At 61.7% G+C, this 26,868-nt stretch carries 27 protein-coding genes and 1 pseudogene; 12 read left to right on the forward strand and 16 right to left on the reverse strand.

The window, feature by feature from the left end; genetic code table 11:
- The first annotated feature begins 31 nt into the window (after positions 1–31).
- The 4 genes from rctB to NGR_RS05090 all read left to right on the forward strand — a co-directional run bounded on the left by rctB (position 32) and on the right by NGR_RS05090 (position 4,395).
- Entirely contained in the window at positions 32–319 is a 288-nt protein-coding gene (rctB, locus tag NGR_RS05075; RefSeq protein ID WP_015887166.1) for an SMa0974 family conjugal transfer regulator, read from the forward strand.
- Between the two features lie 339 nt (positions 320–658).
- Positions 659–2,419: a type I secretion system permease/ATPase gene (locus NGR_RS05080; protein WP_015887167.1), complete on the forward strand. Its 1,761-nt coding sequence runs from the start codon at positions 659–661 to the stop codon at positions 2,417–2,419.
- A complete protein-coding gene (locus tag NGR_RS05085) occupies positions 2,416–3,732 on the forward strand; it encodes an HlyD family type I secretion periplasmic adaptor subunit (protein ID WP_015887168.1) in 1,317 nt (438 codons plus the stop codon). Before NGR_RS05080 ends, NGR_RS05085 begins: the two co-directional genes overlap by 4 nt.
- 225 nt (positions 3,733–3,957) lie before the next feature.
- Positions 3,958–4,395 (forward strand): hypothetical protein, encoded by a 438-nt coding sequence (locus NGR_RS05090; RefSeq protein ID WP_015887169.1) that lies wholly within the window; start codon positions 3,958–3,960, stop codon positions 4,393–4,395.
- Between the two features lie 496 nt (positions 4,396–4,891).
- Here the strand turns inward: NGR_RS05090 and NGR_RS05095 are convergent, their stop codons facing one another.
- On the reverse strand, positions 4,892–6,217 hold the full coding sequence (locus NGR_RS05095) for an NAD(P)/FAD-dependent oxidoreductase (RefSeq protein WP_015887170.1): 1,326 nt from the start codon (positions 6,215–6,217) through the stop codon (positions 4,892–4,894).
- Between the two features lie 244 nt (positions 6,218–6,461).
- On the opposite strand from NGR_RS05095, the gene NGR_RS05100 reads away from it, so the two are divergent.
- Positions 6,462–6,938: an Lrp/AsnC family transcriptional regulator gene (locus NGR_RS05100; protein WP_015887171.1), complete on the forward strand. Its 477-nt coding sequence runs from the start codon at positions 6,462–6,464 to the stop codon at positions 6,936–6,938.
- A gap of 290 nt (positions 6,939–7,228) precedes the next feature.
- Positions 7,229–7,711: a tetratricopeptide repeat protein gene (locus tag NGR_RS05105; RefSeq protein ID WP_432654020.1), complete on the forward strand. Its 483-nt coding sequence runs from the start codon at positions 7,229–7,231 to the stop codon at positions 7,709–7,711.
- A gap of 245 nt (positions 7,712–7,956) precedes the next feature.
- On the opposite strand, the gene NGR_RS05110 is transcribed toward NGR_RS05105, so the two are convergent.
- The 14 genes from NGR_RS05110 to NGR_RS05175 all read right to left on the reverse strand — a co-directional run bounded on the left by NGR_RS05110 (position 7,957) and on the right by NGR_RS05175 (position 21,239).
- A complete protein-coding gene (locus tag NGR_RS05110) occupies positions 7,957–8,508 on the reverse strand; it encodes a hypothetical protein (protein ID WP_015887173.1) in 552 nt (183 codons plus the stop codon).
- A gap of 134 nt (positions 8,509–8,642) precedes the next feature.
- Positions 8,643–9,935 (reverse strand): ATPase AAA, encoded by a 1,293-nt coding sequence (locus NGR_RS05115; protein WP_015887174.1) that lies wholly within the window; start codon positions 9,933–9,935, stop codon positions 8,643–8,645.
- Positions 9,936–9,952: 17 nt separating this feature from the next.
- Positions 9,953–10,894: a type II secretion system F family protein gene (locus NGR_RS05120; RefSeq protein ID WP_015887175.1), complete on the reverse strand. Its 942-nt coding sequence runs from the start codon at positions 10,892–10,894 to the stop codon at positions 9,953–9,955.
- A gap of 9 nt (positions 10,895–10,903) precedes the next feature.
- Entirely contained in the window at positions 10,904–11,857 is a 954-nt protein-coding gene (locus NGR_RS05125; RefSeq protein WP_015887176.1) for a type II secretion system F family protein, read from the reverse strand.
- Positions 11,854–13,305: a CpaF family protein gene (locus NGR_RS05130; RefSeq protein WP_015887177.1), complete on the reverse strand. Its 1,452-nt coding sequence runs from the start codon at positions 13,303–13,305 to the stop codon at positions 11,854–11,856. Before NGR_RS05130 ends, NGR_RS05125 begins: the two co-directional genes overlap by 4 nt.
- Positions 13,306–13,323: 18 nt before the next feature.
- A complete protein-coding gene (locus tag NGR_RS05135) occupies positions 13,324–13,935 on the reverse strand; it encodes a L,D-transpeptidase (RefSeq protein WP_015887178.1) in 612 nt (203 codons plus the stop codon).
- The gene (locus NGR_RS05140) at positions 13,932–15,074 is read right to left on the reverse strand and encodes a pilus assembly protein (protein ID WP_015887179.1); all 1,143 of its coding nucleotides are present in this window, start codon (positions 15,072–15,074) and stop codon (positions 13,932–13,934) included. The genes NGR_RS05135 and NGR_RS05140 overlap by 4 nt, the downstream gene beginning before the upstream one ends.
- 27 nt (positions 15,075–15,101) lie before the next feature.
- Positions 15,102–15,740: a TadE/TadG family type IV pilus assembly protein gene (locus NGR_RS05145; RefSeq protein WP_015887180.1), complete on the reverse strand. Its 639-nt coding sequence runs from the start codon at positions 15,738–15,740 to the stop codon at positions 15,102–15,104.
- Entirely contained in the window at positions 15,734–16,216 is a 483-nt protein-coding gene (locus NGR_RS05150) for a TadE/TadG family type IV pilus assembly protein (RefSeq protein ID WP_015887181.1), read from the reverse strand. The genes NGR_RS05145 and NGR_RS05150 overlap by 7 nt, the downstream gene beginning before the upstream one ends.
- On the reverse strand, positions 16,213–17,814 hold the full coding sequence (locus NGR_RS05155; RefSeq protein ID WP_015887182.1) for a TadE/TadG family type IV pilus assembly protein: 1,602 nt from the start codon (positions 17,812–17,814) through the stop codon (positions 16,213–16,215). Before NGR_RS05155 ends, NGR_RS05150 begins: the two co-directional genes overlap by 4 nt.
- A gap of 282 nt (positions 17,815–18,096) precedes the next feature.
- Positions 18,097–18,405, reverse strand: a complete 309-nt coding sequence (locus NGR_RS05160) for a pilus biosynthesis protein (protein ID WP_015887183.1) — start codon at positions 18,403–18,405, stop codon at positions 18,097–18,099.
- On the reverse strand, positions 18,386–19,876 hold the full coding sequence (locus tag NGR_RS05165) for a type II and III secretion system protein family protein (RefSeq protein ID WP_015887184.1): 1,491 nt from the start codon (positions 19,874–19,876) through the stop codon (positions 18,386–18,388). Before NGR_RS05165 ends, NGR_RS05160 begins: the two co-directional genes overlap by 20 nt.
- Positions 19,877–19,940: 64 nt before the next feature.
- Positions 19,941–20,939 carry a Flp pilus assembly protein CpaB gene (gene cpaB, locus NGR_RS05170; RefSeq protein ID WP_164923887.1) on the reverse strand — a complete coding sequence of 333 codons (999 nt, stop codon included), beginning with the start codon at positions 20,937–20,939 and terminating at the stop codon, positions 19,941–19,943.
- Between the two features lie 90 nt (positions 20,940–21,029).
- Entirely contained in the window at positions 21,030–21,239 is a 210-nt protein-coding gene (locus NGR_RS05175; protein ID WP_015887186.1) for a Flp family type IVb pilin, read from the reverse strand.
- Positions 21,240–21,557: 318 nt separating this feature from the next.
- Between NGR_RS05175 and NGR_RS05180 the strand changes: the two genes are divergently transcribed.
- Positions 21,558–22,115 carry a prepilin peptidase gene (locus tag NGR_RS05180; protein WP_015887187.1) on the forward strand — a complete coding sequence of 186 codons (558 nt, stop codon included), beginning with the start codon at positions 21,558–21,560 and terminating at the stop codon, positions 22,113–22,115.
- Positions 22,116–22,238: 123 nt separating this feature from the next.
- Here the strand turns inward: NGR_RS05180 and NGR_RS05185 are convergent.
- Positions 22,239–22,814, reverse strand: a pseudogene (locus NGR_RS05185) (ATP-binding cassette domain-containing protein); the annotation flags it as partial.
- Positions 22,815–22,997: 183 nt separating this feature from the next.
- On the opposite strand from NGR_RS05185, the gene NGR_RS32990 reads away from it, so the two are divergent.
- The 5 genes from NGR_RS32990 to NGR_RS05210 all read left to right on the forward strand — a co-directional run bounded on the left by NGR_RS32990 (position 22,998) and on the right by NGR_RS05210 (position 26,771).
- Entirely contained in the window at positions 22,998–23,330 is a 333-nt protein-coding gene (locus NGR_RS32990; RefSeq protein ID WP_240545119.1) for an acetyltransferase, read from the forward strand.
- A 191-nt stretch (positions 23,331–23,521) separates the two neighbouring features.
- Complete coding sequence (locus NGR_RS05195) at positions 23,522–24,085, forward strand: methylated-DNA--[protein]-cysteine S-methyltransferase (protein ID WP_015887190.1); 564 nt, start codon at positions 23,522–23,524, stop codon at positions 24,083–24,085.
- A gap of 40 nt (positions 24,086–24,125) precedes the next feature.
- A complete protein-coding gene (locus NGR_RS05200) occupies positions 24,126–25,352 on the forward strand; it encodes an adenylate/guanylate cyclase domain-containing protein (protein ID WP_015887191.1) in 1,227 nt (408 codons plus the stop codon).
- Positions 25,353–25,433: 81 nt separating this feature from the next.
- Positions 25,434–25,760: a GYD domain-containing protein gene (locus NGR_RS05205; RefSeq protein WP_164923888.1), complete on the forward strand. Its 327-nt coding sequence runs from the start codon at positions 25,434–25,436 to the stop codon at positions 25,758–25,760.
- A gap of 273 nt (positions 25,761–26,033) precedes the next feature.
- Positions 26,034–26,771: a BA14K family protein gene (locus NGR_RS05210; protein ID WP_015887193.1), complete on the forward strand. Its 738-nt coding sequence runs from the start codon at positions 26,034–26,036 to the stop codon at positions 26,769–26,771.
- Positions 26,772–26,868: the final 97 nt, after the last annotated feature.

The raw sequence follows: 26,868 nt of genomic DNA on the forward strand, positions 1-26,868 counted from the left end.
TGACAAACCCAAATAGCCCGAGGGAGCCAATATGCGCGAACTGGTCTTCGAGTGCTGCGTTTTGCTAGAGAATCCGACGCGCTTTGTCGAGCAAATGCGCCTAAGGCTTGCCGGATTCCATGAGTCCACGATCGATCATGGGGTTGAAGAAACCTTCATGTTTTGTGATGGTTACGCAACTGCTCGAGCTACGGACAGTGCTGTTTTAATGCGGGTCGTGGCGAAAGACCTCGTTTTTTCCCACGCCATTAGAATAGCCTTCGAGGAAACCATGCTTTACATCATCCCATCGGCGCCTGAGAAAGTTGTCTGGCGGTAACTGTAAGTGCCATTCGTCTGCCGACATTAAGGCAGGTTAGGGTTTCCGGAGAACGAAACAAAGCCGATGGCTTGTCGCGATCCTGCCTCAGAAGTGCCGCGACGCTTCTTTAGACCGCGCCGCGCGCCCGGGAATGGCCAATAGGGTTCGTTTTGAACTACATTTCTGTATCTCCGGGAACAACTCTTCCGAGCGAACTTTGAAAAATTAAGCCGGCATGATTTAAGCTGCCGAACAAGAGCTTGAATGAGCATCCTGCATCCCCCGGTGCGCCCGCGCCGGATTCCATCACGAAGGCCGCCGCGGCGGCCGAACATGCCGACCGGGAGACATTGGCCAGTGCCTGAACCTATAACAATATCGAATGGCAGGAATGTCGATCCCGCCTCTGCCCTGCGCAGCTGCCGGAGCGCCTTCGTGGGCGTCGGCGTCGCCAGTGCGCTCGTCAATATCCTCTACCTCACCGGTTCGTTCTTCATGCTCGAGGTCTATGACCGGGTGCTGCCGAGCCGCAGCATTCCCTCGCTGATTGCGCTTTGCCTGCTGGCCCTGCTGCTCTATGCCTTCCAGGGTGCCTTCGAGCTGATCCGCGGCCGCATGCTGGTGCGCATCGCCGGCGCGCTCGACGAGAGTCTCAGCGGCCGCATCTATCGGGCGGTGGTGAGGGCTCCGTTGAAGCTCCGGATGCAGGGCGATGGGCTTCAGGCGCTGCGCGACTTCGATCAGGTTCGCGCGTTCCTTTCGAGCGCCGGGCCGTCGGCGTTGTTCGACCTGCCTTGGCTTCCTTTCTATGTCGCCATCTGCTTCCTGTTCCACCCGGTCATCGGCTTCGTGGCGATCGGCGGCGGACTGATCCTGACGCTTCTCACCTATCTCACCAATCGCGGCACCCAGGCGCCGGCCAGGAAAGCGTCCGAGGCGGGCAGCCTGCGCAACGCCTTCGCCCAAGCCTCGCAGCGCAATGCCGAGGTCGTCCAGGCGATGGGCATGACCGGCCGGCTCGCCGAGCTCTGGGAGCGCCGCAACGCCGAGTTCCGAGAGGAGAACAGGCGGACATCCGACATCGGCAATGGCTATGGGGCGCTTTCCAAGGTGTTCCGCATGGCGCTGCAATCGGGCGTGCTCGCCGCGGGCGCCGTCCTGGTGATCGAGGGGCAGGCTTCCCCCGGCATCATCATCGCCGGCTCGATCCTCACCGCCAGGGCACTCGCTCCTGTCGAGCTCGCCATCGGCAACTGGCGCGGCCTCGTCCAGGCGCGGCAGAGCTGGCAGCGCCTTAAGGACCTGCTGAAGGCGTTGCCGGAGGCCGAAGCGCCGCTGGCGCTGCCGGACCCGCACGAGCGCCTGAGCGTCGAAGGACTGGCGAGCGGACCTCCGGCGGCGCAGCGGCTGATCTTCACCGATATCAATTTCACGGTCCGCGCCGGCAGCGCTCTCGGCGTCATTGGGCCGAGCGGCTCGGGCAAGTCGTCGCTGGCGCGCGCCATCATCGGCGTCTGGCCTGCCTATCGCGGCTCGGTGCGCCTCGACGGGGCCGCGCTCGACCAGTGGGATAGCGACGCGCTTGGGCGGCATATCGGCTACCTGCCGCAGGACGTGGAGCTTTTCGCCGGGACCGTGGCGCAGAATATTTGCCGCTTCGCCGAGAATGCGACGTCGGAGGCGATTGTCGCTGCCGCCAAGGCGGCGCGCGTCCATGAGCTTATCCTTCGCCTTCCGAATGGCTTCGATACCGAGATCGGCGAGGGCGGTGCGGCCGTTTCGGCCGGCCAACGCCAGCGTATCGCACTTGCCCGCGCCCTTTACGGCGATCCCTTCCTCGTCGTCCTCGACGAGCCGAATTCGAATCTCGATGCGGAAGGCGAGCAGGCGCTCGGCGAGGCGATCATGAATGTGCGCGGTCGCGGCGGCATCGTCGTGGTCATCGCCCATCGGCCGAGCGCGCTTGCGAGCACCGACCTCGTCCTGATGATGAACGAGGGGCGGCTGCAGGCTTTCGGCCCGAAGGAGGAAGTGCTTGGTAAGGTTCTAAGGCAGCAACAGACGGATCGCCCGTCGCCGCTGAAGATCGTCTCGGAAGGCCAGGAGATTAAGCAATGAGCGGTAGCACGCAACAGATATCGGGTGCGCGCCGCTCGCTTTCGCGTCACATGATTGGGGTCTCGGTCCTCGCGCTCGCCCTCGTCGCCGGCGTCGGCGGCTGGGCGGCGACGACGGAGCTGTCGAGCGCGATCGTCGCCGGCGGCGTGGTCGTCGTCGACGACAACGTCAAGAAGGTCCAGCATCTGACCGGCGGCATCGTCGGCGAGCTCAAGGTCAAGGAGGGCGAGCGTGTCGAGGCGGGCCAGGTGCTGATCCGGCTCGACGGCACCACTGTGCGGGCGAACCTGGCGATCGTCGAAAGCACGCTGGCGCAGCTTTATGCGCGCCGCGCCCGGCTCCAGGCGGAGCGGATTGGTGCTGAGTCGTTCGACATCGACAAGGACGTCGCGTCCCTGATCTCCGGCGCTGCGGCAACGAAACTCGTCGACGGCGAACAGAGGCTGTTTGCCAGCCGGCGCACCGCGCTGCTCGGAATGAAGGGGCAGCTCCAATCGCGCAAGGCGCAGCTGGCCGATGAGATCGAGGGCCTGACCGTGCAATTGAAGGCGATCGAGGATGCCTTGACGCTGATCGCCGAGGAATTGACGGGCGTCGACTCGCTCTATGGGCAGGGCCTCGTGCCGATGCAAAGGGTGACGACCTTGAAGCGGCAGCGGGCGGAACTCGAGGGCGATCGCGGGCGGCACATCGCCTCGCGTGCTCAGGCGCGCGGCAAATCCAGCGAAATCGACCTGCAGGTCCTGCAACTCGACGAGGACCGGCGCACCGAGATCTCCAAGGAACTGACCGATGTCGAGGCGAAAGTCGCCGAGTATGAGGAGCGGCGCACGGCGACGACCGACCAGTTGCGGCGGCTCGACATCACCGCGCCCCTGCCGGGCCGCGTCTATCAGCTGGCCGTCCACACGGTGAATGGCGTCGTCAATCCCGGCGAGACGCTGATGCTCGTGGTGCCGGAGGCCGACGATCTTACCGTCGAGGCGCGGGTCGCGACCCATGATATCGACCAGATCCATGTCGGCCAGCCGGTCGAGATCCGCTTCAGCGCCTTCAATCAGCGCACGACACCGGAGGTCGAGGCGGAGGTGGTGACCGTCGCCCCGGACCTCGTCAGTGACGAGCGGACCGGCGCCAGCTACTACCCGCTGCGCATTCGCCCGAAGCCGGAGAGCCTCGCCAAGCTCAAGGGGCTCTCCCTCTATCCCGGCATGCCGGCCGAGGTGTTCATCAAGATCGCCGATCGGACCGTCATTTCCTATCTGGCAAAGCCGCTCACCGACCAGATGCGGCACGCATTCCGCGAGGATTGAGACTGTCGCGGGGCACCGGGCCGGCGCGCTTCGGCGCCGGCAAGCGAGGTCGGCCGTAGCGTCTGAGCGCGCCGCCACCCGGTGCGGTTCGGCCGAATCATCCGGTTCTGACAGCTTAAGTCCCCGCGGGCATTTTCGTGATTGGACTTCGCGTCCGGTTGGAGTCAGTTTTATTAGGCGTATGAGGTGGAATGGGGGACCAACTAAGGTGATTAGGAGGTCACAATGAAGCACCATGCAATCGAAGAACTGCAAGGCGTCGCCGAGGTCAAACAAGACCTTCCACGCCGCTCGCTGTCGCGGACCGAGCGCCTGGAGCGCTGGGCGGAACTCCTGGAGCGCAGCCCGCACAGACGGCTTTCGACATTGCACGAGACCGAGTATCAGCCGGCGCATGTCCGCGCAACGATGCGTGGCGACGGCACCCCGATCTCCGTTGCATTCGAGGACCCGGTCCTTCGGACGGCTGGCATGGACAATGACAGCTACGGCGAGGCGAAGCGGTTTTTCGAACTGAGTGACGAGCAATTGCACAAGGTCATCTGCTATTGCCATTTCGGCGCCACGGTCAGTGCGTCGACGGCGGCACGTCACATTCGCGCGATGCTTGTCGAAAATCAGCCGGGGCTTTTTGCTCGCCTGCGCCAGATATTCTTTGGCTAGAGCATCCCGCTTTCAAGTGGAATCACTGAAAGCGGATGAGATGCTCTAGAATCAAAGTGTTAGAGCGTCCTTTGTGCGTTCATCTGAACGCACGGCGCTCTAGTTGCATGTTTCCTTGGGCCTGACCGATTGAAGGACAAAAACATGCAGCGGTTCAAAGTGCTACAGCGTCCTTAGTGCGTCTGAAAAGGCGCACGCCGCTGTAGGGCAAGCGACGTCACCACGGCTCGCGGGTGGCGGCCCGCTCAGCGGGCCGCGGAGAGGGAGTGTTTGCTGGCCGTTCGCCCCGTAACGGCATGACCGGCAATGCCTTCGATTTGACGAATGTCTCCAAGGAGCTGGGGACGCGAAGCGGGGGAGCCACTTCGCCGCTGCGGCGCGCCTTGCGTCTTCGGGCGCGAGGGACGCGGGAGCGGCGAAGTGTGCGGCAGCAACCTCACATCTTACCCGCGCCTGGTCGCGGACGACTCGCATTCGGCCCGCTCCAAGCGCTATGTCAGAAATCGGCGACCTTGCCCCAGGCCGATCCGTTCAGCCGGTCGGGGTGGTAGGGTTTCGGCTCGACGATCGGCGGCTCACCCGTCACGAGGTCGGCGACGAGGTGCCCGGCGCCGGGACCGATGCCGAAGCCATGGCCGCTGAAGCCGGCGGCCAGCATGAGGCCGGGCAGCGAGCCGACCTCGCCGATCGCCGGCACCCCATCCGGGGTGCTGTCGATATAGCCGGCCCAGGCGGCGCTGACCGGCAGCTTCTGGAGCGCCGGCAGGAGCGCCCGGGCTCGCTCCAGAGTCAAGCGTATCTGCGCCTGGTCGGGGCGGGGATCGAGGATGCGGTTGAATTCCATCGGGGTCGGCCTGTCGAGCCGCCAGCGCTGAAGTGTCTCATGGCCGGACTTCCAGCCTTCGAGGCCGCCGGGCGCAAGGCTCCGCCAGCGCCGCGCGAACATCGGCACGAAATGCCGGGCAAAGCGCATCTGCTGCGGCGTCGGATCGACCCGGGCGCGGCCGCTGATCGCCAGCGTATAGCCGCCGTCGCCACGCCGCGTCGCCGAGACCGCGGCCGTATGCAGCGCCGGCGGCAGGCCCTCGGCACCCGGCGCAACCGAGAGGATCGACGCGCGGATCGAGGCCTGCGGAAAGCGGATGCTGAGCTGCCGGCAGAACGACGAGGCCCAGGCCCCGCCGGAAAGCACCGCAACGCGGGTGCGGATCGTGCCGGCTTCGGTGACGACGCCGCTGACGCGCCCCGCCTCGAGTTCGATGCCACGGGCGGCGCACATCTGGTGGACGGTGCCGCCGAGCTTCATGACGGCGCGGGCGACCACCGGTGCTGCCCGGGCGGGGTCGGCGGTCCCGTCGGTCGGCGAAAAGACGCCGCCCTTCCAGCGGCGGCCGGTCGCCAAAGCCTTTTCACTCGCCTGTGCGCCATCCAGCATATGGGTCGTCACCGCGACGCTGCGGGCGAAATCGCCCCAGCGCGCCCAGCCGGCAAGCTCGCTGTCGTCATTGCTGAGATAGAGCAGGCCGCAGCGCCGAAAGCCGGTATCCTCGCCAGTTTCCGCGGCGAAATCCTCCCAGAGCGACAGGCTCCTGGTCGCCATCGGCAGTTCGCGGGCGTCGCGGTTCTGCTGGCGGCACCAGCCCCAGTTGCGGCTGGATTGCTCGGCGCCGATCCGGCCCTTTTCGATGAGGGCGACCTTGAGACCGCGCCGGGCCAGATGGTAGGCCGCGAAAACCCCGACAATGCCGCCGCCGATGACGACGGCGTCGGCGCTCGCCGGCAGGGCAGGCGTCGTTTCGATCTGAAGAAGCGGGGCGGGCATCGACGGTCTCCAATCTATCGACCGGTATTCTAGCGATTCGGCGCCCGACGGACTGCCGCACATCGCTCAGTCGCAGCATATTATTTGGTTCGCTCGGTGCGCGGAGGAGTTTTATTCTGGAGCAAATTCCATAAACTTAACAGAGGATGGCGTGCCTGTTCCGCTTGCATGCGAGTATCCGCCGCATAAAATGCTGACCAGCGCAGACGGCCTCCGCGCCGCCGCCACGAATGGGAGAGCGCCGATGAAACTCGACCGGATCGACATCAAGATCCTCTACGAACTGCAGAAGAACGGCCGCATCACCAATGTCGAGCTTGCCGAACTCGTCAATCTGTCGCCGAGCCCCTGTTTGATGCGGGTGAAGAAATTGCAGGCCGAGGGATATATCGTCGGCTATTCGGCGCAGATCAACATCGCCAAGCTCGGCCAGACCCTGACGGTCTTCACGGAGGTGACGCTCAAGAACCACCGCCAGATCGATTTCGCCCGCTTTCTCGCAGCCGTCGAAAAGGTCGATTCCGTCGTGGAATGCCATCTGGTTTCCGGCGGCTACGACTATCTCCTGAAGTTCGTCACCGGCGGCATCGTCGAATATCAGACGATCATGGAACGGCTGATCGACATGGATGTCGGCATCGATAAATATTTCAGCTATGTCGTGCTGAAGTCACCGATCGTCAAATCGCACATGCCTCTGACCAGCCTGTTTCCGCATTAGGCCCCTGTTTCCGCATTAGGCCCCTGTTTCCGCATTAGGCAAAGAGGCCTACCTGACCGGCTTGCTGACGATTGGAACCGGCTTGGAGGCACTCTTCCCGTCAGCAGCGCGATCGCGGCCGGAGGCATGTGTCTCTCTTTGGCGACTCTCGGCGCGAATTCTTTCTTCGTTAGCTTTCATCGGATAAAATTTTATGTGAGCGTTAGAAAACGCGAGTCTAGGATGGCCCAGTGTTAAGGGGATGAATATTGATAGATCAAATTCAGTCACGACTTGGTCGCCTTTCGCCGTTGCTGTTGGCCGCACTCGTCCTGAGCGGATGCCAATCGGCTGCTTTCGACGACGTTGCGGCATTTGGCGATAGCGCCAAAACTCTCGAGGACGACTCGGCCGTCGCCTTCTACAAAAACGATGAACTGATCACGACCGGCAAGTTGCAGTTCAAGGAAAAGAACTACGGAAAATCCTACGCCATCTACAAACGTGCGGTTGCCGTTTTTCCGCAGGACCCTTCTGCTTGGCTCGGCTTCGCTGCCTCTGCCGACATGATCGGACGGTTCGACACGTCGGATCGCGCCTACCAGCAACTCTCCAAGATGATCGGCAACAGTCCGGTTTACTACAACAATATGGGGTATTCGCGTCTCCTGCGTGGCGACCTGCCGCGCGCACGCCAGTACTTTCTCAAGGCATACGAGCTCGACCCTGCGAACGAGACGACCGCGCGCAATCTCGAGCTGATGAAGAACAGCGTTAAATACGCGCAGCGGTAAGGGCCGGCAGGACTGCAGTAACTCAAAGTGCGACAGCGACCTTGTGCGTCTGAAAAGACGCACAAGGTCGCTGTCGCACTTTGTAATGCCGCCGATTAACCCTTGAACGGCTACAGACTGAGAACTGCTCAAGTTCTATCGCATGTTTCCTGTCACATGCCGCCGCTGCAACGGGCGCGTCCTCGCCGCCACGCGTGTCGCTTAGATCAAGATGATTTTAGGTCTGATCGACCCAAAAGCTTCGGCTATCGCACCTTCCGCAGGATCAACTTGCCTTCTGGCGAAATCGACCTTTCGTAACGCGGCAAGTTGGATGCGCCGCCCTCGGTCCCGATCGCGGGCAGGCTGCCGTCCTGGGGCTGCAGTTCCGTGGCGGCGGTCGTCAGCGAGGGCTCGAGGCGCTGCGTCGCCCCCTTGCCTGGAGCGCTCAGGATAACCGAACCGCCGGAACTCGGCAGACCGGAGCGCATCCCGCCATCCAGCTCCGAGACCGCCTTCTGCAGATTCTCGAGCCGCTGGCGAACGATAGCCAGCTCATCGGCCTCTGCGACCCTGGCGATGTTTCGGCTCTGTTTTTCGAGTTGCAGCTTCAACCCGTCGATCGAGCGCTTGACGCCTGCCAGTGCTTCGCGGCTGTCTCGGATGTCGGCCGCGTTCTTGGCCGTGTAGAGCAGGGTACCGGCGTTCAGCGGCAGGAACACCAATGCCAGGGCAATGAATGGCGTAGCCCGTTTTCGTACAGGCTCATCCGACTTTCGTTCGCGCCGTGCGTCGGGTTCGACCTCGATATTCGCCATTTCGACCATTCCCTCACTTCGCCGCAAGCCGGGCCGTGGCCCTCGAACTGCCAACCCCCGAGACGTCGGGGCCGATTTTTGCCGAGGCAAGCGCCCCGCCTCAATAGTCTTGGGACTTCTACGTCGCCCAACCGCTAGTCCGCCGTGAAGACGCCTTCCCACGCCCGTTCCAGCATGCCTAGCGACGCCACCTTCTGCAACCCGTTGAACGCGCAATAGGATCCGATGAAGTCGAGTAGATACTTGGGATGGTAGCATGAGCCTAGTGATTCGCCACCGTATTTGCGATCGTAGAACAGTTCCAGATCCGCCAAAGACATTTCTACTGCCACGCCTCGCGCATAGGCCTCGAATATCCGGATATATTCTTCTCGCGAGGGATTGTTAACGAATATTTTATATTTCAGCCGCCGCAATCCAGCCTCGTCGGAAAGTTCCTTCGGGGCAATATTGGTCGAAAAGACAACGAGTTCGTCGAAGGGGACCTTGAACTTCTTCCCGGTATGCAGGGTCAGGAAGTCGTAGCCGCGCTCGAGTGGCACGATCCAACGGTTGATGAGCGCCTGCGGCAGCACCTGTTGGCGCCCGAAGTCATCGATGATGAAGACGCCGCCGGAGGCCTTGAGATGCAGCGGCGCCTCATACACGGTCGAGCCTTCGCTGTAGGAAAGATCGAGAAGATCGAGCGTCAGCTCGCCGCCGGTCTTGATCACCGGCCGCCGGCATTCCACCCAACGCTGATCGGCTTTCGGATAGGAAGTCCCGGCCACCGACTGGTGAACGGCTTCGTCGTAGAAGCTGATGACGTAGCCGCCAACCTCGATGGCATAGGGCACCCAGATCGTCTGCTGGAACAGGCGCGAGGTGCGCTCGGCAATGCTGGTCTTGCCGTTACCCGGCGGGCCGTAAAGCAGAATGGATTGGCCGGAATTCATCGCCGGGCCCAGCTTCTCGACCAGCGACGGCGACAGCACGAGCCCCTCGAGGCTCGCGAAAAGGCCATCCTGGGTCACTCGCTCGTGATGAATGGACTGCAGGGCGATCTGGCGGCAGAAGGCGTCGAGCGAGACGGGCGCCGGCCCTACATAGGAGGATTGCCGGATCGCGGCATGGGCATACTCCATGCCCTTGGTCGAAAGCGCGTAGCGAATGTCGGACCTCACGTCCTCTCCCGCCAAGCCCCTTGCCTCCACATAGGCGAGCTTCACGAGTTCCTTGACCAGAGAGTTGATCACCACCTTGGGAAGCTTCATCCGCTCCGCCAGATGCGAGGGCGTCACCGTGTCCTGCTCGGTCGCGCATTTTGCCGCCAGCCGCAGCAGGAAGGAGAATTCGAGCCCCGAGTCTTCGACGCTCATCGGCGCCAGCGGCAGGCGGGCGTCGAGTGACGGAGCCATGTCTTCATGAACCTGATCGAGCGAATGCATGGGAACCTCGCTTTTCTTTAACCACCGGGCGACATGCCAACAACGAGGCCGACGACACGAATGACGATGGGAACGAGCACGATGACGAGGCTCACAGGGAAGAGGAAGGCGCCGAGCGGCAACAGCATCTTGATCGGCAACGAGTTGGCCTTTTCTTCCGCCCTGACGATGCGCAGGTCGCGCATTTCTTTGCTGTAGACCCTAAGCGTCTGGGTGACGCTCGTTCCGAGCTCCTCCGATTGCCTGAAGAGGACCGCCAGCGAGCGCGCCTCGTCGATTCTGAGCCGCGTCGCGAGATTGGCGAGCGCTTCGCGCAGCCGTCGGCCGCCGCGCACCTCGAGCATCATGATCGAAAGATGCAGCCCGAAGTCCTTTCTCTTGCTGACGAATTCCCGTGCGACGCGGTTGGCCGCCGCCTCGAGGCTCATGCCCGCGTCGAGGCAGACGATCAGCATGTCCATGAAATCGGGGAAGAGGCGGCGATATTCGCGCTCCTTCGCGCTCCCGCGCCGATCGATGTAGATGTTCACCAGAATGAAGGTCATGCCGGCGACGAACATCGCGATCACTAGGGTCATGAGCCGCGACGTCTCGGGCAGGAAGCGGTTGAACGCCCAAACAGTCAGGACCATCATGCCGATGCAGACGATTGCGCGGATCGCATGGAAGGTGGTGACTGCGTTGGCGCTGAAATACCCGGCGCGAATGAGCCGGTTCTGCGTCGAATTGGCGTTGGCATCTCGACGGGTAATCTCGAAATAGCGGCGGATCAGCCGGTTCTCGGCATCGCTCAGATCGGCGATGGCTCCATCTCCAATATCGTTGCTCGCGACTCGTGACCCGGCCTCCGACAGCCGGACACCCACCTCGCGTCGGCGGAAAACGACCTCCGACGCGGTCACGACAAAGATCAGGACCGAGAGAAAGACGATGAGGTATATGCCGTACTCATTCCACATGGCGGCGCCTCAATACTCAAAGTTGACCATTTTGTAGAGAATGACATTGCCGATGGCCATCACGACCAGAAGCGACGAAACGATAATAGTGCCGTAGCCGCTGTCCCAGACTGGGTCGAAGTAGGTCGGCGCAAGTGTCCTGATCATGCCGAAAAGCAGGAACGGATAGAGCGACATGAAAATGGCCGTGATGCGCCCCTCGGCCGAGATCGATTTCACCTTCGCCTTGAGCATGAAACGGTCGCGCAACGTCTTCGAGAGATTTTGCAGGATCTCCACGAGGTTGCCGCCGGTGCCGGCCTGAACGCTGAGCGAGATCGCCAGAAGGTTGAGATCCTCAACGCCGACGCGATCGTTGAGGTTCATAAGCGCGTCGTCCAAAGTGACGCCGTAGGTGAGTTCATCCGACAGCAGCCCAAACTCGGTACCGATCGGATCGGGCATTTCACGGGCGACCAGCGAGATCGCCGCCGGCAGTGGATGGCCCGCCGCAAGGCTTCGGTTCGCGACGTCGAGCGCCTCGGGGAGTTTTTCCGCGAACTTGCGGATGCGCACGGCACGGCTACGCCAGATGATGACCACTGGGATGAGCAGGCAGATCGCAAGGAAGAGGGGAATGCGGACAAGATTGACCGGCACCAGGAACTGAACGACAAGCCACACGCCTATGGCGCCTGCGATCCCGAAAAGCGAAAAACGCCTTGCGTCGTACTTGAGGCCCGACTGAACGTAATATTGCCGCAGTCGCTGCATCAGCGGAAGGGAGCGCCAGTCGCCGTCGATGCCGCGCTGCTTCAGCATTGCGCGGTAGGTCTCACGGTGGTTCTCGCTGCCCTCGATCATGCTCAGGCGGTGGTTTACCGCTTGGTGGCGTTCGGATGTCCGAAAGTAGCCGCGCATTAGCGCCTCTACAGCGACCAGCGCTGCGACGAATACGGCTGCATAGAGGAGGATGAGGGTCATGGCTTGCCGGGTCCCGTCTGAAGTGGTTTACCGGGTTCGAAGATCGCCGGGGAAATGATGACTCCGACTTCGGCGAATTCCTCGATGAAACGCGGCCGTAGGCCGGTGGCGCGGAACTCGCCCTGAATGCGGCCATTTTCGTCGGTGCCGGTTTTCTTGAAGCGCATGATCTCCTGCATCTGCACGACCTCGCCCTCCATGCCGGTTATCTCGGAGACCGAAACGACCTTGCGGCTGCCGTCGCTCAGGCGCTGCACCTGGACAATGATCGTGATCGCCGAGGCGATCTGGGAGCGGACGCTCAACTGCGACATCGGCATGCCGGCCATGCCGACCATCTGCTCGAGGCGGCTCACCGCATCGCGCGGCGTATTGGCGTGAATGGTGGTCATCGATCCTTCGTGGCCGGTATTCATCGCCTGAAGCATGTCGAAGGCCTCCTCGCCACGCACTTCGCCGACGATGATGCGGTCGGGCCGCATGCGCAGCGCGTTCTTCAGGAGCTCGCGCTGGCGGATCTCGTTGCGGCCGTCGAGCGTCGGCGGCCTCGTTTCCATGCGGCCGACATGCGGTTGCTGGAGCTGCAGTTCCGCGGCATCCTCGATCGTGATCAGCCGTTCTTTCTCCGAGATCTGCGAGGAAAGTGCATTGAGCAGAGTCGTCTTGCCCGAGCCGGTACCGCCCGAAATGATCATCGAGACCCTGCCCTTGACCGCTGCGCTGAGCAGAATGCGCATCTGATCCGCCATGGCGCCGTATTCGACGAGGCGCTCGAGCGTCAACGGCTTGCGGGTGAATTTGCGGATGGAAACGAGCGGCCCGTCGACGGAGATCGGCCGGATTGCGACGTTGACGCGCGAGCCGTCCTTGAGGCGGGCGTCGACCATCGGGGTCGATTCGTCGACCCGTCGCCCGACGGCAGAGACGATCTTGTTGATCACCCGAAGCAGGTGATCCTCGTCCTTGAAGCGGACCGCCGTGCTCTCGAGCTGACCGCGGCGCTCCACATACACGCTTTTGTGGCCGTTGATCAGAATATCGGCGACGGTTTCGTCGGCCAGCAGCGGTTCGATCGGCCCGAGCCCCAGCATCTCGTCGGTGATGTCGCGGACGAGGTCATTGATTTCCTTGGCATTCAACGGTGAGTTGTTACGACGGATATATTCCTTGACCAGCGGCCTGATCTCGGCGGCAATCTCTTCCTCGTCGAGTGTGTCAAGGATGCCGAGATTGATCTGGTCCAGCAGATGGCGGTGCAGGTTGACCCTTTCCGACACCATGTCGAGGCCGAGCGGGCCCCCATCTTCCACGGCCGCTTCGGCAGCCGCTTCCTTCGGCACGGCAACGACCGCCGCTGGACCATTGGCGGCAATCTCGCCGATCTGCCTGAGCCCCGCACTCTCCTGCGGCGGCTGCTTGTAAAAACGTCCTATAAACCCGTTCGCCATCAGCCCTACTCCTTACAACTACTCGACGACCACCGTGGCCCCGACCTTCACGCGCTTGTAGAGATCGATGACGTCGGCGTTGCTCATGCGGAAACAGCCGGAGGAGGCGAATTCACCGACCGTCGACTGCTCGTTCGTGCCGTGGATGCGGTAAAGCGTGTCCGCACTGCCTCGGTAGAGATAGATCCCTCGCGCCCCCATAGGGTTGAACGGCCCTGCGGGAACGAGTTCAGGAAGCCCCGGCACCCGCGTTTTCATCTCGGCGGGCGGCCGCCATTCGGGCCATTCGGCCTTTCTTCCGACCTTTACGACGCCACTCCAACGGAAGCCGTCGCGGCCGACGCCGATCCTGTAGCGGATGGCGCGGTTGTCGGAGACGACGAGATCAAGCGTCCGGTTTTCGCTGAAGATGACAATCGTGCCTGCCGAGTAGTTCTGCCGCGCGGAAATGACCGTGGCCGTCGTCGGCCCGAGATCCCGCGGCACCTGCGCGTTTGCTGCCGCCTCGCGCTCCGGGAAAGAAAGGCTGAGCGCGAGCACAACTGCGCCTGACCAAGCGGATCGCCCCCGTCTTGCCCCCTGAGCCTTCGTCCGGCTCAACCGCTGTTTCTGCTGTCTTCCCCCTATCATCGCACCAGCGCTCCCAGTTTTTCGACCGCCTTGCAGAAGGGCGAACGGGCATTGACCTCGTTCGGCAGCACCCCGCGGTTCACGGCCTCGCTCAACGTGTCCCAGTCATAGGCGACGGTCTGCGTCTTGGTGTCCATGAAGACCTTGTCGATCTGCTGGTGGCGCACCCCGAGGCTGAAGAGCTTGGTGCGATACTTGTTGACGATAATGGAGATGGATCCGGCGCCGCCGCGCAACTGTATCAGTCTCGAGTAAAGCTCCTTCGCCTGGTGAAGCGCTGGAATGGTCATTTCGGTGACAATAGTGACGCTGTTCACCGATCCCAGTACACCCTCCTTCCAGGGCGTGTGGTAGTAGGGTACATCAATAACGGTCTGGTCGCTCTCGAAGGCGACGACATCCAGCATGCGCAGGACGAGTTCCGCTCCCTTCGGCGACAACAGCACGGAGGGTTGCTTGAACGACAGGAGAGAAAAGCCGCTGGTATGGCGCTTGCGGACGAGATCGATGAATTCGACATCGACGCGCGAAGGATTGGCAATGACCGGCACGAGGTCATAGTTATTGAGGAGGTTGAGATAGTGGCCGAGCGCGCCGGATGAGAAGTCGAGGTCGAATAGGTTGACCCGGGGCGCGGAATTCTTCGTGGGCTGCGCCAGCACATGGGCGAGCGAGGAGGCGATCACGCTGGCGCCGGCGCCGCCGACTGCCGCGACGACAGCATGGACGCGGCTATCGCTCGCTCCAGCTGTCGGCGCATGCAGCGAGATCATATCGATCAGCGAGCGGCGTTCCAGCGGCTTCTTCAGCCAGTCGTTGCCGTTGAGGCGGACCAGGAGGCGCAGCTTGTCATCGGGCAGCTCGTCGGAAACGACCACGAGCGGAGTGTTGCGGTTGTTCGTTCGGAAGGCGACAAGCTCCGGCTGCTGCAGGAAGTCGCCATTGTCGACATCGAGCACGATTATGTCAAACTGGGTAGGGTCGATCCGTCCCTTTTCGCCGAGCGCCTTCAGGGCCATATGGCGCACGTCATAGCGCGACAGCGATCCGAAGGTGTCGATCATGAAGCTGGCGGCCGCAGCGTCGTCTGAAAGGACGAGGATCTTTGTGGTCGCTACGAAGTTGATATGGGCTGTCATCTCGCTTCCCCACGCAATATCAAGGGCTTAGCACGTTGAGCATGTTCGCAGGTCTTCAGTCGTGATCGTCACCGGATGGGCTGGTATGGTGACGTCGTCGAGCCCCAGTATGGCGCCCAGGATCGGAAGTTCGAAAGTAACACCCCGAACCTCGAATCGCATCGTCAGTACAGGCCCCTCCGGCCGCCCCCAATAGCCAAGACCCGAGCGCTGATAGGTGACCGCGATGTTGTCCCTTCCGATCTCCGGGTTGACATGGCACATCGCACGGCGAATACCGGCGGTCCCGAGGGGTTGGCACGTAGTGGCGGTCGTAGACCCATAAACAATGCGATTCAGCGGGGCGACTTCGCAGTTCGCGAGGCCAGGGCCGCAGGTGGAGGTGATCGTCGCATCGTTCGGCGTGGCGTCGCCATTGTTCAGCGGATTGGCGGCCTCAGTCGGTAATACTGTGTCGAAGTCGCTGGTCAATGGGTCGGAAACGGCCGCCAGTCTCGCGCCATATTGCAGGGCCTTCACCGTCTGGTTCCATTGCGACATGGCATATCCGAATTCGACGAAGGACGCGAAGACCAGTAGCACGATCGGGAATGTGATCAGCGTCTCGGAAAGAGCGATGCCGCTTTCGTCACGGCGCAGGCGAGTGAGGAAACGAGGGGCTACCATCCCATGTACCTCTCTTCGTGCGAAGCGCTGATGGTGATGTCGTCGATGCCGAGCCAGGCGAACACCGGCGAGGCCTCGTAGAGATGCGTCGTCTCTATTGTAAATGTGTTATCAGCACCGACTGCATTGACGGTGATGTCCGCAAGCGCCGGGCCCCAACCGGGAACCCGCAGGGCAGCGTCCGCCGCCGGGCTTTGCGTGCCATAGAAGGCGATCAGTTTTGCAGTCGCCTCCGAACAGGTCGAGGCATAGGTCGGAGAGGTGGGGCGGCAGCGCGCGAGATAACGTCCGGCATCGCGCAGCCCCGCATCGATCTGCATCCGCTCCCAGAAGATGTTGCCGAACTCGAGAATGCCGGCGGCAAAGACCGTAATGAAAGGTACGGCGATGAGAGCCTCGGCGAGCACTGCCCCTTCTGAATTCCACCAGAAAGCGAAACAGCAGCGACGGTTGAAGAAATTTCTGATCGCGTTCATCGGACCAGCTCCGCTTCTTCGCGCAGGAATTCATCGAGTGTGCCGCGTCCGCCCTTGCCCGTGATATCGATCATTTCCAGCGAAAGATAGCGCTCGCTCCCGGCCTTGATCGCCGGCTTGGTCAGGAACATGCGGGCGAAGGCGACCGCCTGCGTCTGCTTGTGGCCATTCAGGTGGCCTACGGAATTTTCATAGCCGCAGTTGACGATCGCAGCGAAAATCTCGCGGCGATCGCCATAGTCGCCATCTGTGTAGTTCGAGAGGTCGGGGCCCGAGTAGCATTGGCCGCCGGTCCGAGGCGCGCCAGTCTCGCCGCTGGCGGACGCGTGATTAATCAGGGCGGTGTTGTTGAGTTCGTAGCGATAGACGTCATAGGCCGAAGGCTGCGACGGAGAGCCGGTTGGCGACGGGTAGCTGGAATGGTTGCTGAGGATCGTGCTGACGGAAGGAGCGGAGGTCCCCTGCGCCACGTTCCAATAGCTGTTGTACTGCCAATCATTGCCGGTGCTGATCTTGCCGCCCGCAAGCGAGCCCATCGACGCACCGTAGCCGAGCGGCAACGCCTTGGTCACATCGCCGACGGTGCTTCCGCTCATGATCGGGTTGTATTCGCCGCAGATCTTGTTGGCGCCCCCCGTCTGGTTCTGTGCCGAGCGCACATTGCGGGCCGGCCGGTAGTGCCCGTCGTCACGCGCGTTCCCGAATGACCCCGAATACATGCCGAAGCGCGTGTTCAGCCCCGCCTCAACGGGCCCCGCCATCGCACCCGTCTTAGTCTCGAGTGCGTCCTGCTTGTAGCATACACCGGGCGAGCCCGTGGCCAGCGCCTCGGCCAGCACGTTCGCACCATTGCCATAGGTCGCCAGGAAGCCGAAATTGCCTGGGCCCGGTGCCGATGATGACGTGCTGTGAAGCTCGATCTGGCGGCCGTAGAGATTTCCCGCTGCGAAATTCTCGTGAAGGGCATCCGCCGCTGTCTGGTTTCCCGCTTCCGTGGAATTGCCGGGCGCTTCGAAAGGATTGCAGATGTAGATCGGCGTCACGTCGCAAGCGCTAGAGCGGTAAACCGCCACGGCTTCGGCCGCCACGTTGATCGTATCGCGATTGAACCCGACCGGGACCGGGAAGATCGTCGTCATCGCCTGGTCGTTGGCAATGACCCAGGCATAGGAGGCTTCATTCGGATCCGTGGTCTCCATGGAAGCAGTAATTGGATCGTCGTCATCGGCCGGAATTTCCTTAAGATAGGTAACCGCTACCGTGCTTCCGGCGGCGTTCCCCGCATCGTAGGCGACGGTGATATGCGAGCCGAGCGACATCCCGTTTCCGCCACCCCCGAAGGCGGCGCTGTTGGCGAGCGCCTCGATTGCGGCATCGGCGCGGGTGATCGCATCGTCGCGGCCGTCGAGTTCGCGGGCGCCGGCAAGGGCCATGGCGTCCACCGCATTCTGCAGGTCGGTGTGGAGGTTGCCGGTGCGGCCGACGTCAATGACCAGCAGCGAAAAACCGAGCAGGAGTGGCATGGAAATCAGCGTCAAGGCGATGACGTAGCCACGATTGTCATCCCAGAAGCGGTTAATAGCCTTACGCAACAACATTGGCATGCTCCCCGGATCACGGCGGGTCTCCGCCGAGACTCTGACGCGTCGCCCAAATCACGCAGCGCGCTCGGGGCAACGACATGCTTAAAAAAACGAGAACGGGACCTTGGAAAATCATGAGCGGCAATTCGCTCGCATCCCGCGTCTCAAGCTAATAAAATCTATCTAACTTCGTATCATCTGATGATCTTGAGCCGATCCGACCCAAGATCACTGTCAATTCGCATTTCCATTCCCAATTCTTCCGGCTCAGTTGCCGTTTCTTCAATAGTACGCAGTTTACCTGGCTGCTCCGTTCGGCGGCGTGGCAACCGGCAGGATCACCGCCGATGGCGACGGTGCGCTTGTCTGCGCGCTGCCTTGATACGTGCGGATCGCGCGGTGGATGACCTTCCCGTCGCTAGCGATCTGCGTGTTGTACGCCGCCCGCGGGAAGGGATCCTGTATGTGGATTCCCTTGTTGGCCTCCACCGCATTGCCGAGCCCGAAGGTGATCGAGTCACGATGGTTCAGATAGTCGGCGCAGCCGGAAAGAAGGCCGGCGGCGGTAAGAACCAAGATGGCGCGCTTACTTCTTGGAAAGGACAACTTCGCCTCCCACGTCCAGATCAAGACGATGGCCGTATGGGCCCTTCACGCCTTCGCCATTGCGGAAGCGGCGCAGCATGTCCTTGTCCACCTCAAGGATGCCGAGCGCAAACAGCTCGACGTCGTTGGACGACCGCGTCTGTTCGAGCGGGCTGTAGAGGTCTTCGCCGGGCTTCGACGGCCGCACTATATGCGGGGTGACGACGATGACCAGGTCCGACTCCCTTTTCAGGAAGCTCGTCGAGCGGAACAGTGCGCCGATTACGGGAACCTGCCCAAGCCACGGCAACTGCTGAACGTCCTTGGCATTGACCGATTGCAGCAGGCCGGCCATCGCAAAGCTCTGGCCGTCACGCAGCGCGACTGTCGTGCTTGCAGCACGCGAGATGAAGCCTGGATTGCCGTTGACGCTGATCGAAGGGTCGATTTCGGAGACTTCGGGTTCGATCTTGAGACTGATCAACCCGCCATCGAGCACAACAGGCGAAAAGGTGAGCCGCACGCCGAAAGGCCGGTAGTCGGTCTCGGTCGCAAGCGTCGCACCATTCGCGACAGTCGATTGGATCGGAACTTCGCCGCCGGCATGGAAGCTTGCAGTTTCGCCGCTCATAGCAATCAGGTTCGGCTGCGCCAGCCGGCGCACCAGGCCCTTTTGCTCGAGTGCGTTGATGACGATGTCGATCTGGCCGCCCGAGATTTCCAGTACCTTGGCAATCAGCTGCCCGAACGGCTGCATGCCGGTCGCCGCACCCGCGGCGTCTCCCAGCGTTCGCGCGAGATTACCATCATCGTCGACGGTGATACCTTGACTAGTCGTCGCCTTGCCGATGCCGTTCCTGCCCTGGCCGGACCAACCGATGCCAAGGTCGCGGCCGGTCTGGCGCGAGGCCTCGATTACTCGAACTTCCAGCATGACCTGCTGCGATTCGGCAACGCGCAGCTGGTTCAGGACCGGCTCCGCGGAATAGGACTGGGCGATTTCCATCACCCGCTGCAGTTCGACCGCATCGCGAACCGTTCCCGTCAGGCGAATGCGATCGTTGGAGTTGAACACCCGCACCTGTGCGGACGGTGCCGTAGAGCGGATCGCGGATGCAACTTCACTGAAATCGGCGGCAACGCGCACGTCGATAACGCCGACAAGCGCCTTATTGTCGTCATAGACGGAGATATTAGTAGCACCCGTCTGCTTGCCGCGGATGAACAGCGACTGGTCTGAAAGGGGCACCACGTCGATCATCTCGGCGCTGCCGATAACCAGGTCGCCGAAGGGCTTGCCGGTCCTGACCGTTATCGTGTCGTTTGGCGCCAGCGTCACCTGCTGGACCGAACCGGTGAGGCTTATGAATTTTTCCTGGGCTTTGGCGGGGCCCACAACACTGGGTCCTCCGCCACCATAGACAACTATTGCCGCAGCTATCGCCGCGAGGGTTCCGGCTCTTGCCGCCCCCTTTATGATTCCCTTGGACATTCCCGCTTCAGCCTCCGCTCCTCGTTCAGCCACAGCGCCTGCGGGCAAAGCCGCTCCCCTCGCTTCACTGGATCATGCCGACTCGGTGCTCTTCGCGCTTCGTCGAGTTCCAGACGCCGACCGTGGCCCATTTTGGCTCCGCGGACAAGAGTGGTTCTGCTGTTCGCTCTGCAATCTGTACCTGTTTTTCTTTAACAGGTTGTTTCATTTTGTCTTCGACGGAGTCGATCCGGTTGCCGAGTTCATCTCCAACCTTGCGGACGAGATCCTCGATCGTCGCGAATCGCCCGTCATCCGCCGACTTTGCGAGGTCTGCAGAGATCAGGCCGCCCCCGAGATCGGCAACCGTGATCGGTCGCGTCTGCTCTACATTTGAGGAGGCGATGTTGCGCAGCGTGAGCGAAAGCGTGCCGATGCTCGCGCCAAGCGTCAGGCGCTGTGCCTCGTCGGTCGTAACCTCGAAGGTGACCGTCTTGACGATGGACGGCTCGTCCTTGCGCTCATCCGCGGTCTGGTCGACCGCCAGCACCTTCACACCCTGCAGCAGCACGTCGACATAGGTCTGTTCGCTGTTGTTCTGCTGACGGACCACCCGGGTGAGTAGAACATCGACGCGATCCGAGGGACGCACAAAGCCGGCAACGCCGAGCACGTCGTTAACGCGGATGGAGACGGCCTTCATGCCCTGATCGAGCGCCGCAGACAATGTGGCCCGCTCCCCTGTGCCCGTGATCTTCGACGTGAGCACCGGTTCGCCGGGATCGATCGCTTCCATGGCATAGCGCGGCTCCGTATCGTCGCCGAGAACTGCCTCAAGCGTCTGGAACGAGCCTTCCGGCCGCTCTTCGGAGGGCCACGGAATGGCTTTCAGGTTCTCCGAGCGCACACGGTCGCCGAAACGCATGGGCTTGGCGGCGACAACAAGCGTTCTTTCCTCGGCTTTCGGGGCATTTGCGGACACAAGCCGCGCCTGCTGATCGGCCAAAAAACTACGCGTTGCAAAAACCGCGCCCAATGCGAGCAATAGCGCTACAATAAGGCTAATCATCGTTGAGGAACGCATGGCTTGGTACTCGCTGAAACAAGATACTTTAAAACTTATAGTATGGATCGGCGGAGGCAATGGCTCCTCCGCCGCTCATCGTGTAACAATTTAGCAAAGAGGGGCAGCGGGGTCGCAGCTCAAGTGCGAGGTGAAGAAAGTCCCCCAAGAAGTCCAGGCAGCTGCCAGATTGCCACTCACAGTAGTCACGGCTGCGATAACGCCGCCAACAAGCAGGCCCAGAAGGACCAGATATTCCGACAGCGCGACGCCGTCTTCTTCCCGCGCGAAAGCGGATACCTTAGTTACAAAAGCTTTCATCGAGAAATCCTTTCAAATATACTCCGCGTGCCGCAAAATTCCCCGGGCCGCGCCGCCGTTGAGACCATCTCCCCGACTGCGTTGATTAATAAACTGTTAATCTCTGGATCGTCAATCATTATATTTAGCAGTTTTACGCCGGCATTGCTTATGGTTAAGATAACAAACGAATATCTATGGCATTGAAGCGCAAAAAGTGGTATCGAATTGCCGTTCTCTGAGTTATATACTCGGGGTTACATAGCCCAAAGTGATTAGAAGTCCTTCAGTATCTTCTTAAAAGTAATCAGTTTTGACTGCGTATGGAGTACAAGAAAGATGATTGCCGAAATCAACATTTTAATTGTGGCAACAGTATTACTTTTACTTTATGCCGCCTGGAGCGATTTCCGGCTCTGGAAAATACCGAACAGCGTCGTGCTCGCCCTCATGGCGGTCTACGCCCTCGGCGCCGCCCTGAAGCTTCTGACGGCCGAACAGGCCGGCGGGGCGTTAGGGGAGTTGATGGCAGATGACCTCGGTGCCGCACTCTTTTCTGCCCATGGCCTTGCCGGCGATGTAGGGGCCGGCTTGCTCCTCTTCGCCCTTGGCTTCGGTCTCTGGTCGTTCAGGCTCTTCGGCGCTGGCGACGCCAAGCTGTTTCTGCCGATCGGTGTGTTCATCGGCTGGAACGGCATGCTGCCCTTTGCGGTCTTCCTGCTGATTGGCGGCATCGCGGCACTGTTGATCCTCAAACTGCCGATGCCGCTGCAACTGGCACACTTTTCCGTGGCGATGCGGCTGGAAGAGATCCGCGCGACGCGCAAGGTTCCCTACGGTGTCATCATGGTCGCAGCGACGCTCCCCGTGATAGCCCTGCGGCCAAGCTTTGCCTGAGTGTGCTAAAGCATGTGCCCGCGGCGGAGCGATATCGCACACAAACGATCAGGGCTCAGGCCGATGATGGCAGTCGGCCGCGCCCCTGCTAATCCTGCGTCAACCCGTCTTGCTCAAGGCGTTCTACGGCCGCCGGTCGAGGCCGCCGAGCCAGCCGGTGTCGAGCTTCGGCACGGAGACGAAGAGCAGCTTGGAATAGGGGGTTCGCGCCGCTTGCGAGCTCGGACGAGGCGAGTTGCTCGATCTTCTCGCCCGCATACATGACGACGACCTCGTCGCAGATCGCCTGCACCGTCGACAGGTCGTGGCTGATGAACACATAGGAGAGGCCGAGTTCGCGCTGCAATTCCTTGAGGAGGTCGATGATTGCGGCGGCGACGACGGTGTCGAGGGCCGAGGTGATCTCGTCGCAGAGGATGAGCTTCGGCTCGGCGGCGAGCGCCCGGGCGAAATTGACGCGCTGCTTCTGCCCGCCCGAGAGCTCCGACGGCCGACGATGGCGCAGGTTGCGCGGCAGGCGCACCATGTCGAGCAATTCGTCGATGCGGGCGCTGCCCGCCGTTCGGTCCATGCCATGGTAAAGGCGAGCGGCCGGTCGAGAATATCCTCGATCGACTTCGCCGGGTTGAGCGCCGTGTCGGCATATTGGAAGACGATCTGCATCTCGCGCAGCTGGTCGCGCGAGCGCTCACGGGCACTGGATGATGAACCACGTGCTTTCGCAAACAGGTTCACGGGCGATCGGCCTCAAATGCAACTCGCTCGGCGCGGCGGCTCTATGGTTCGCTCGGTTTCGTCGTCGATCGTACCGTCTATCAATGCAACGGCGAGGCCGTCGCACCGCCGGAGGGTGATCTTCCGCCGGGAACGAGATTGCACGCCTTGGCGGGGGGCGATCTCGACGAGGTCACCGCGCTCGATCTCGCTGCCTATAACGCCGGCCGCACTCATGTGCTGGCGCGCCTTCTTGATGTGTCGAAAGGCGTGGCGCTTGTCCGCGGCGACCGAATGGTAGCCTATTCACTATGCCGGCGCTTTGGGCGCGGCCAGCTGGTCGGTCCGGTCGTGGCGGCAAACGATGCTGACGCGATTGCGGTGACGAGGCTGCATGTCGCCGACCATGCGGGATCGTTCCTCCGCCTCGACACGCGCCAGAAAAGCGGCGCATTCGCTGAGTTCCTCGCGCAGTCGGTCTTCTCGTCTACGACACGGTGACCAGCATGTCGCTCAGGCGACCTTGGCTGGTTGAGAAAACGAGCAGCGAAAAGCCTATTATTTATGGCCTGGCCACCCAGGCGCTGGGATAGGGATCGACCACACATGTGGTGCAGCCCAAGAAACGGGTTGAATTCGCAGCCTCGCCGCACGATTTTCATGGAAACCATGAAACGCGGGAGGCTGTGGCGATGGGCCAGACAGCGCACCACTATCTGATCTTCGAAACGGCGGCCGGCTTCTGCGGCATCGCCTGGAGCGCGCGCGGGATCACCCGCTTCCAACTGCCGACCAGAAGCCCCGAGGCGACCGAGCGCCTTCTCCTGCGGCGCGTCCCCGGCGCCGAACCGCATCCTGCGCCGCCGGCGGTCGCGGAAGCTGTCGCCGAGGTAAGGCGCTATTTCGAGGGCCAGGAGGCGGATTTTTCCGGTTTCGAACTCGACCTCGAAGAACAGGACGCTTTCTTCAGGGAAATCTACGCGGCGGCGCGAAAGATCCCCTGGGGGCACACGACGACCTATGGCACCTTGGCAAAGGAACTGGGTGCCGGGCCGGAGACGGCGCGGGACGTCGGCCAGGCCATGGCGAAGAATCCGGTGGCGTTGATTATCCCATGCCACCGCGTGCTGGCGGCCGGTGGCAAGGTCGGCGGTTTTTCCGCACCCGGCGGCGCCTCGACGAAGCTGCGCATGCTCGAGCTGGAAGGCGTTCACGTCGGGCCGCCGGCGCCGGCGCAACAATCCCTGGGATTTTGAAACATGGCCGTCATGAAATCCCGGCCGGAGGGAGGGTGCAATGCAGACCTTATCTGAGGCGCGGTTGGCTCCTCCTCACGACAGCGGGCTCTGGCCTGGCGAACGGCGGGAAATTCTCGCGTGGCTCGTCAACGAGACGCGAGAAGAACGCTTTATCGACAACATCTTCGTGGAGCTGTGCCGGAGATTGTCGGAGGCCGGTGTGCCCGTTGCCCGCGCGACCCTCCATTTCAGAATTCATCACCCGCAATGGATCGGCGCGCGGATTCTCTGGCGGAAGGGACTGTCGGAGGCGGAAATCGACACCTACGAATATGGCGTCGAAGACAGTGACCGGTATCTGAACAGCCCCTTGCACGAATTCAACAATGGGGCGGACGAGGTGCGCCGGCATATTGACGACCCGACGGCCGACGGTCCGAATTACCCGCTTTATGACGAACTGCGGGCCGAGGGTCTTACCGATTACATGATCTGGCCGCTCCATCATACGCTGGGCAAGCGTCACGCCATCACCTTCGCCAGCGACCGGCCGGGCGGCTTCGATGCAAACGATCTCGCCTTCCTGTCGGACATTCTGCCGGCGCTGGCGCTTGTCAGCGAGATCCGCCTGAAGAACCGCATGGCTCGCACGCTCCTCGAGACCTATGTCGGGCCACATGCGAGCGAACAGATCCTGGCAGGCGCGACGACCCGCGGCAGCGGTGTAACCGTGGGTGCGGCGATCCTGATCTGCGATCTGCGGGACTTCACGCGGTTGTCGGACCTCTGGCCGCGCGATGACGTCATCGAACTTCTGAACGACTATTTCGACGCGATGTCCGAGCCGATCGAGCGGCACGGCGGCGAGATCCTGAAATTTATGGGCGACGGGCTGCTGGCGATCTTCCCACTTACCGACCCTTGTGCCTGCAGCCAACTTCTCGCTGCCATCGACGAAGCCCAGGCCGCCCTTGCCGGACTCAACGAGGCGAACCTCAAAAAGGGCCACGATCGGCTCGGCTACGGCATCGGCGTCCATGTCGGCGACGTCATGTACGGCAATATCGGCTCGCGCAAGCGCCTCGATTTCACCGTCATCGGTCCGGCCGTCAACGTCGCCTCGCGCCTCGAAAGCCTGACCAAGGAGCTCAAGCGCCCGGTTCTCCTGTCGAGGGCCTTCGTCGAGAGGGCAGGATGCGCGGGGCAGCTGGAAAATCTCGGCTCCTACGCCTTGCGGGGACTGGACGAACCGATCGACGTGTTTGCCTTTTCGGGTACGAAGTAGGTCGGGAGCGGCATATTTGAAGTGACTTGCGTTCCCCGCGGCTTGAGCGTCAACTGATCTCTCTTAGGCAGGAGGTGAGCCATGACCATGTATCTCACGCGCTTCAGCTACACACCGGAGACATGGGCGCGCATGATCCAAAACCCCGAGGATCGCCGGGACGCGGCCACGACCTATATCGAGGCAGTGGGCGGTAAGCTTCACGGCTTCTGGTACGCGTTTGGCGAGCATGACGGTTGGACGCTTTGGGAGGCGCCTGACAGCGTCTCGATGGCCGCTGTCGCGATAGCGATCGGTGCGGGAGGCGCGCTGAGCTCTCTTGAGACCACCGTACTTCTCAGCGTCGAGGATACGATTGATGCCTTGGCAAAGGCAAAACAGGTACGGTACCGCCCACCGGCAGCGTAGCTGCCGCCACTGTTTCGGTTTGCGCGAGTGGGACGCACTTCTTTGAAGCTGCGGGATGCCATTTGCGGCCGGCGCCAAGCTCCTGCAGGCCCACGAAATTCGCGGGTTTGTCCGTCGTCGCGGGCCGGACGGCCGGCGCGGACAAAGTCGGGCACCTCGACCGGAAGCGCGCCGGCGCGCTTGGCCCTTCAAAATTCAAGGGATTTTCATGCCCCGGCGGAACCTGAGACGGAGCCGTCGCATTCTTCGTACGGACAAACGAAGGAGGATCAAGTGAGAGGCTTGTTGGCTGGACTTTGCGGGTTCGCACTGTCCCTCGCGCTCTTCCTGAGTGGGGCGGCTGTCGCAACTTTCATCCTCAACGGGAACCCGGCACGCGAGCCGCGGCTCGACATGAACCAGTCGGAAATATGGGCCGAGCAGCCGCGCGCCGTGAACACGGCGGCCCAGCAATATGAGCGGCTCCCCGCCCGCGCGGCGCCAGCCGATGTCTCTGGCAGCGAACCTGTGGTGACCGCAAAAGACATCGAGTCCTCGGAAGACCCTGCTTCGAAATCCGAACTGACGACAACGAGCAACGGAAGCGAGAACGAACTCCTATCGGAACCTTTGGACATGGCGCCCACCGGCTCAATTCAAACGGCGACCAGCGAGGAGCAGCCGGCGTTGGAGACCCGGCCGACGGCGCACGTCGATTGGTGCGCGAACCGCTATCGCTCCTACCGTGCCAGCGACAACAGCTATAGATCCTTTAGTGGCGGCCGCCGGACCTGCATCTCTCCCTACATGAATGCGGCCGGAACACCGTCGGAAGATGTTCTGCCGCCACCCGCCCCTGCGGAAAACCTCGACGCTTCTTCAACGGAAATGGACTTCTCGGCCGATGCGAGTGGCGTTGGGAACCTGTCGCTTGAACATGTTGATTATTGCTTCAGTCGATATCGCTCCTATCGCCCCGAAGATAACACTTACCAGCCTTTTGATGGCGGGCCGCGCCGTCAGTGCCGGTAAGCCGGGACGTCGCGGGATGAACGTGCCCTTTTCGGCGCGCCCCGGATCTGCGACCTTCCGCTTTTCTTCCGGCACCTTGCAAAACAACTTTACATCC

Origin of the sequence: Sinorhizobium fredii NGR234 (genome assembly GCF_000018545.1) — a bacterium.
In the GTDB taxonomy this organism is placed as follows: Bacteria; Pseudomonadota; Alphaproteobacteria; order Rhizobiales; family Rhizobiaceae; genus Sinorhizobium; species Sinorhizobium fredii_A.

What these genes read in the sequence shown, in the direction of transcription:
- NGR_RS05180 (WP_015887187.1), top strand. Translation starts at nt 21,558, where the DNA reads ATGATTGCCGAAATCAACATTTTAATTGTGGCAACAGTATTACTTTTA.
- NGR_RS05085 (WP_015887168.1), top strand. Translation starts at nt 2,416, where the DNA reads ATGAGCGGTAGCACGCAACAGATATCGGGTGCGCGCCGCTCGCTTTCG.
- NGR_RS05120 (WP_015887175.1), bottom strand. Translation starts at nt 10,894, where the DNA reads ATGTGGAATGAGTACGGCATATACCTCATCGTCTTTCTCTCGGTCCTG.
- NGR_RS05140 (WP_015887179.1), bottom strand. Translation starts at nt 15,074, where the DNA reads ATGACAGCCCATATCAACTTCGTAGCGACCACAAAGATCCTCGTCCTT.
- NGR_RS05165 (WP_015887184.1), bottom strand. Translation starts at nt 19,876, where the DNA reads ATGTCCAAGGGAATCATAAAGGGGGCGGCAAGAGCCGGAACCCTCGCG.
- NGR_RS05195 (WP_015887190.1), top strand. Translation starts at nt 23,522, where the DNA reads ATGGGCCAGACAGCGCACCACTATCTGATCTTCGAAACGGCGGCCGGC.
- NGR_RS05130 (WP_015887177.1), bottom strand. Translation starts at nt 13,305, where the DNA reads ATGGCGAACGGGTTTATAGGACGTTTTTACAAGCAGCCGCCGCAGGAG.
- NGR_RS05115 (WP_015887174.1), bottom strand. Translation starts at nt 9,935, where the DNA reads ATGCATTCGCTCGATCAGGTTCATGAAGACATGGCTCCGTCACTCGAC.
- NGR_RS05175 (WP_015887186.1), bottom strand. Translation starts at nt 21,239, where the DNA reads ATGAAAGCTTTTGTAACTAAGGTATCCGCTTTCGCGCGGGAAGAAGAC.
- rctB (WP_015887166.1), top strand. Translation starts at nt 32, where the DNA reads ATGCGCGAACTGGTCTTCGAGTGCTGCGTTTTGCTAGAGAATCCGACG.
- NGR_RS05110 (WP_015887173.1), bottom strand. Translation starts at nt 8,508, where the DNA reads ATGGCGAATATCGAGGTCGAACCCGACGCACGGCGCGAACGAAAGTCG.
- NGR_RS05090 (WP_015887169.1), top strand. Translation starts at nt 3,958, where the DNA reads ATGAAGCACCATGCAATCGAAGAACTGCAAGGCGTCGCCGAGGTCAAA.
- NGR_RS05125 (WP_015887176.1), bottom strand. Translation starts at nt 11,857, where the DNA reads ATGACCCTCATCCTCCTCTATGCAGCCGTATTCGTCGCAGCGCTGGTC.
- NGR_RS05145 (WP_015887180.1), bottom strand. Translation starts at nt 15,740, where the DNA reads ATGGTAGCCCCTCGTTTCCTCACTCGCCTGCGCCGTGACGAAAGCGGC.
- NGR_RS05200 (WP_015887191.1), top strand. Translation starts at nt 24,126, where the DNA reads ATGCAGACCTTATCTGAGGCGCGGTTGGCTCCTCCTCACGACAGCGGG.
- NGR_RS05205 (WP_164923888.1), top strand. Translation starts at nt 25,434, where the DNA reads ATGACCATGTATCTCACGCGCTTCAGCTACACACCGGAGACATGGGCG.
- NGR_RS05155 (WP_015887182.1), bottom strand. Translation starts at nt 17,814, where the DNA reads ATGTTGTTGCGTAAGGCTATTAACCGCTTCTGGGATGACAATCGTGGC.
- cpaB (WP_164923887.1), bottom strand. Translation starts at nt 20,939, where the DNA reads ATGCGTTCCTCAACGATGATTAGCCTTATTGTAGCGCTATTGCTCGCA.
- NGR_RS05150 (WP_015887181.1), bottom strand. Translation starts at nt 16,216, where the DNA reads ATGAACGCGATCAGAAATTTCTTCAACCGTCGCTGCTGTTTCGCTTTC.
- NGR_RS05100 (WP_015887171.1), top strand. Translation starts at nt 6,462, where the DNA reads ATGAAACTCGACCGGATCGACATCAAGATCCTCTACGAACTGCAGAAG.
- NGR_RS05135 (WP_015887178.1), bottom strand. Translation starts at nt 13,935, where the DNA reads ATGATAGGGGGAAGACAGCAGAAACAGCGGTTGAGCCGGACGAAGGCT.
- NGR_RS05095 (WP_015887170.1), bottom strand. Translation starts at nt 6,217, where the DNA reads ATGCCCGCCCCGCTTCTTCAGATCGAAACGACGCCTGCCCTGCCGGCG.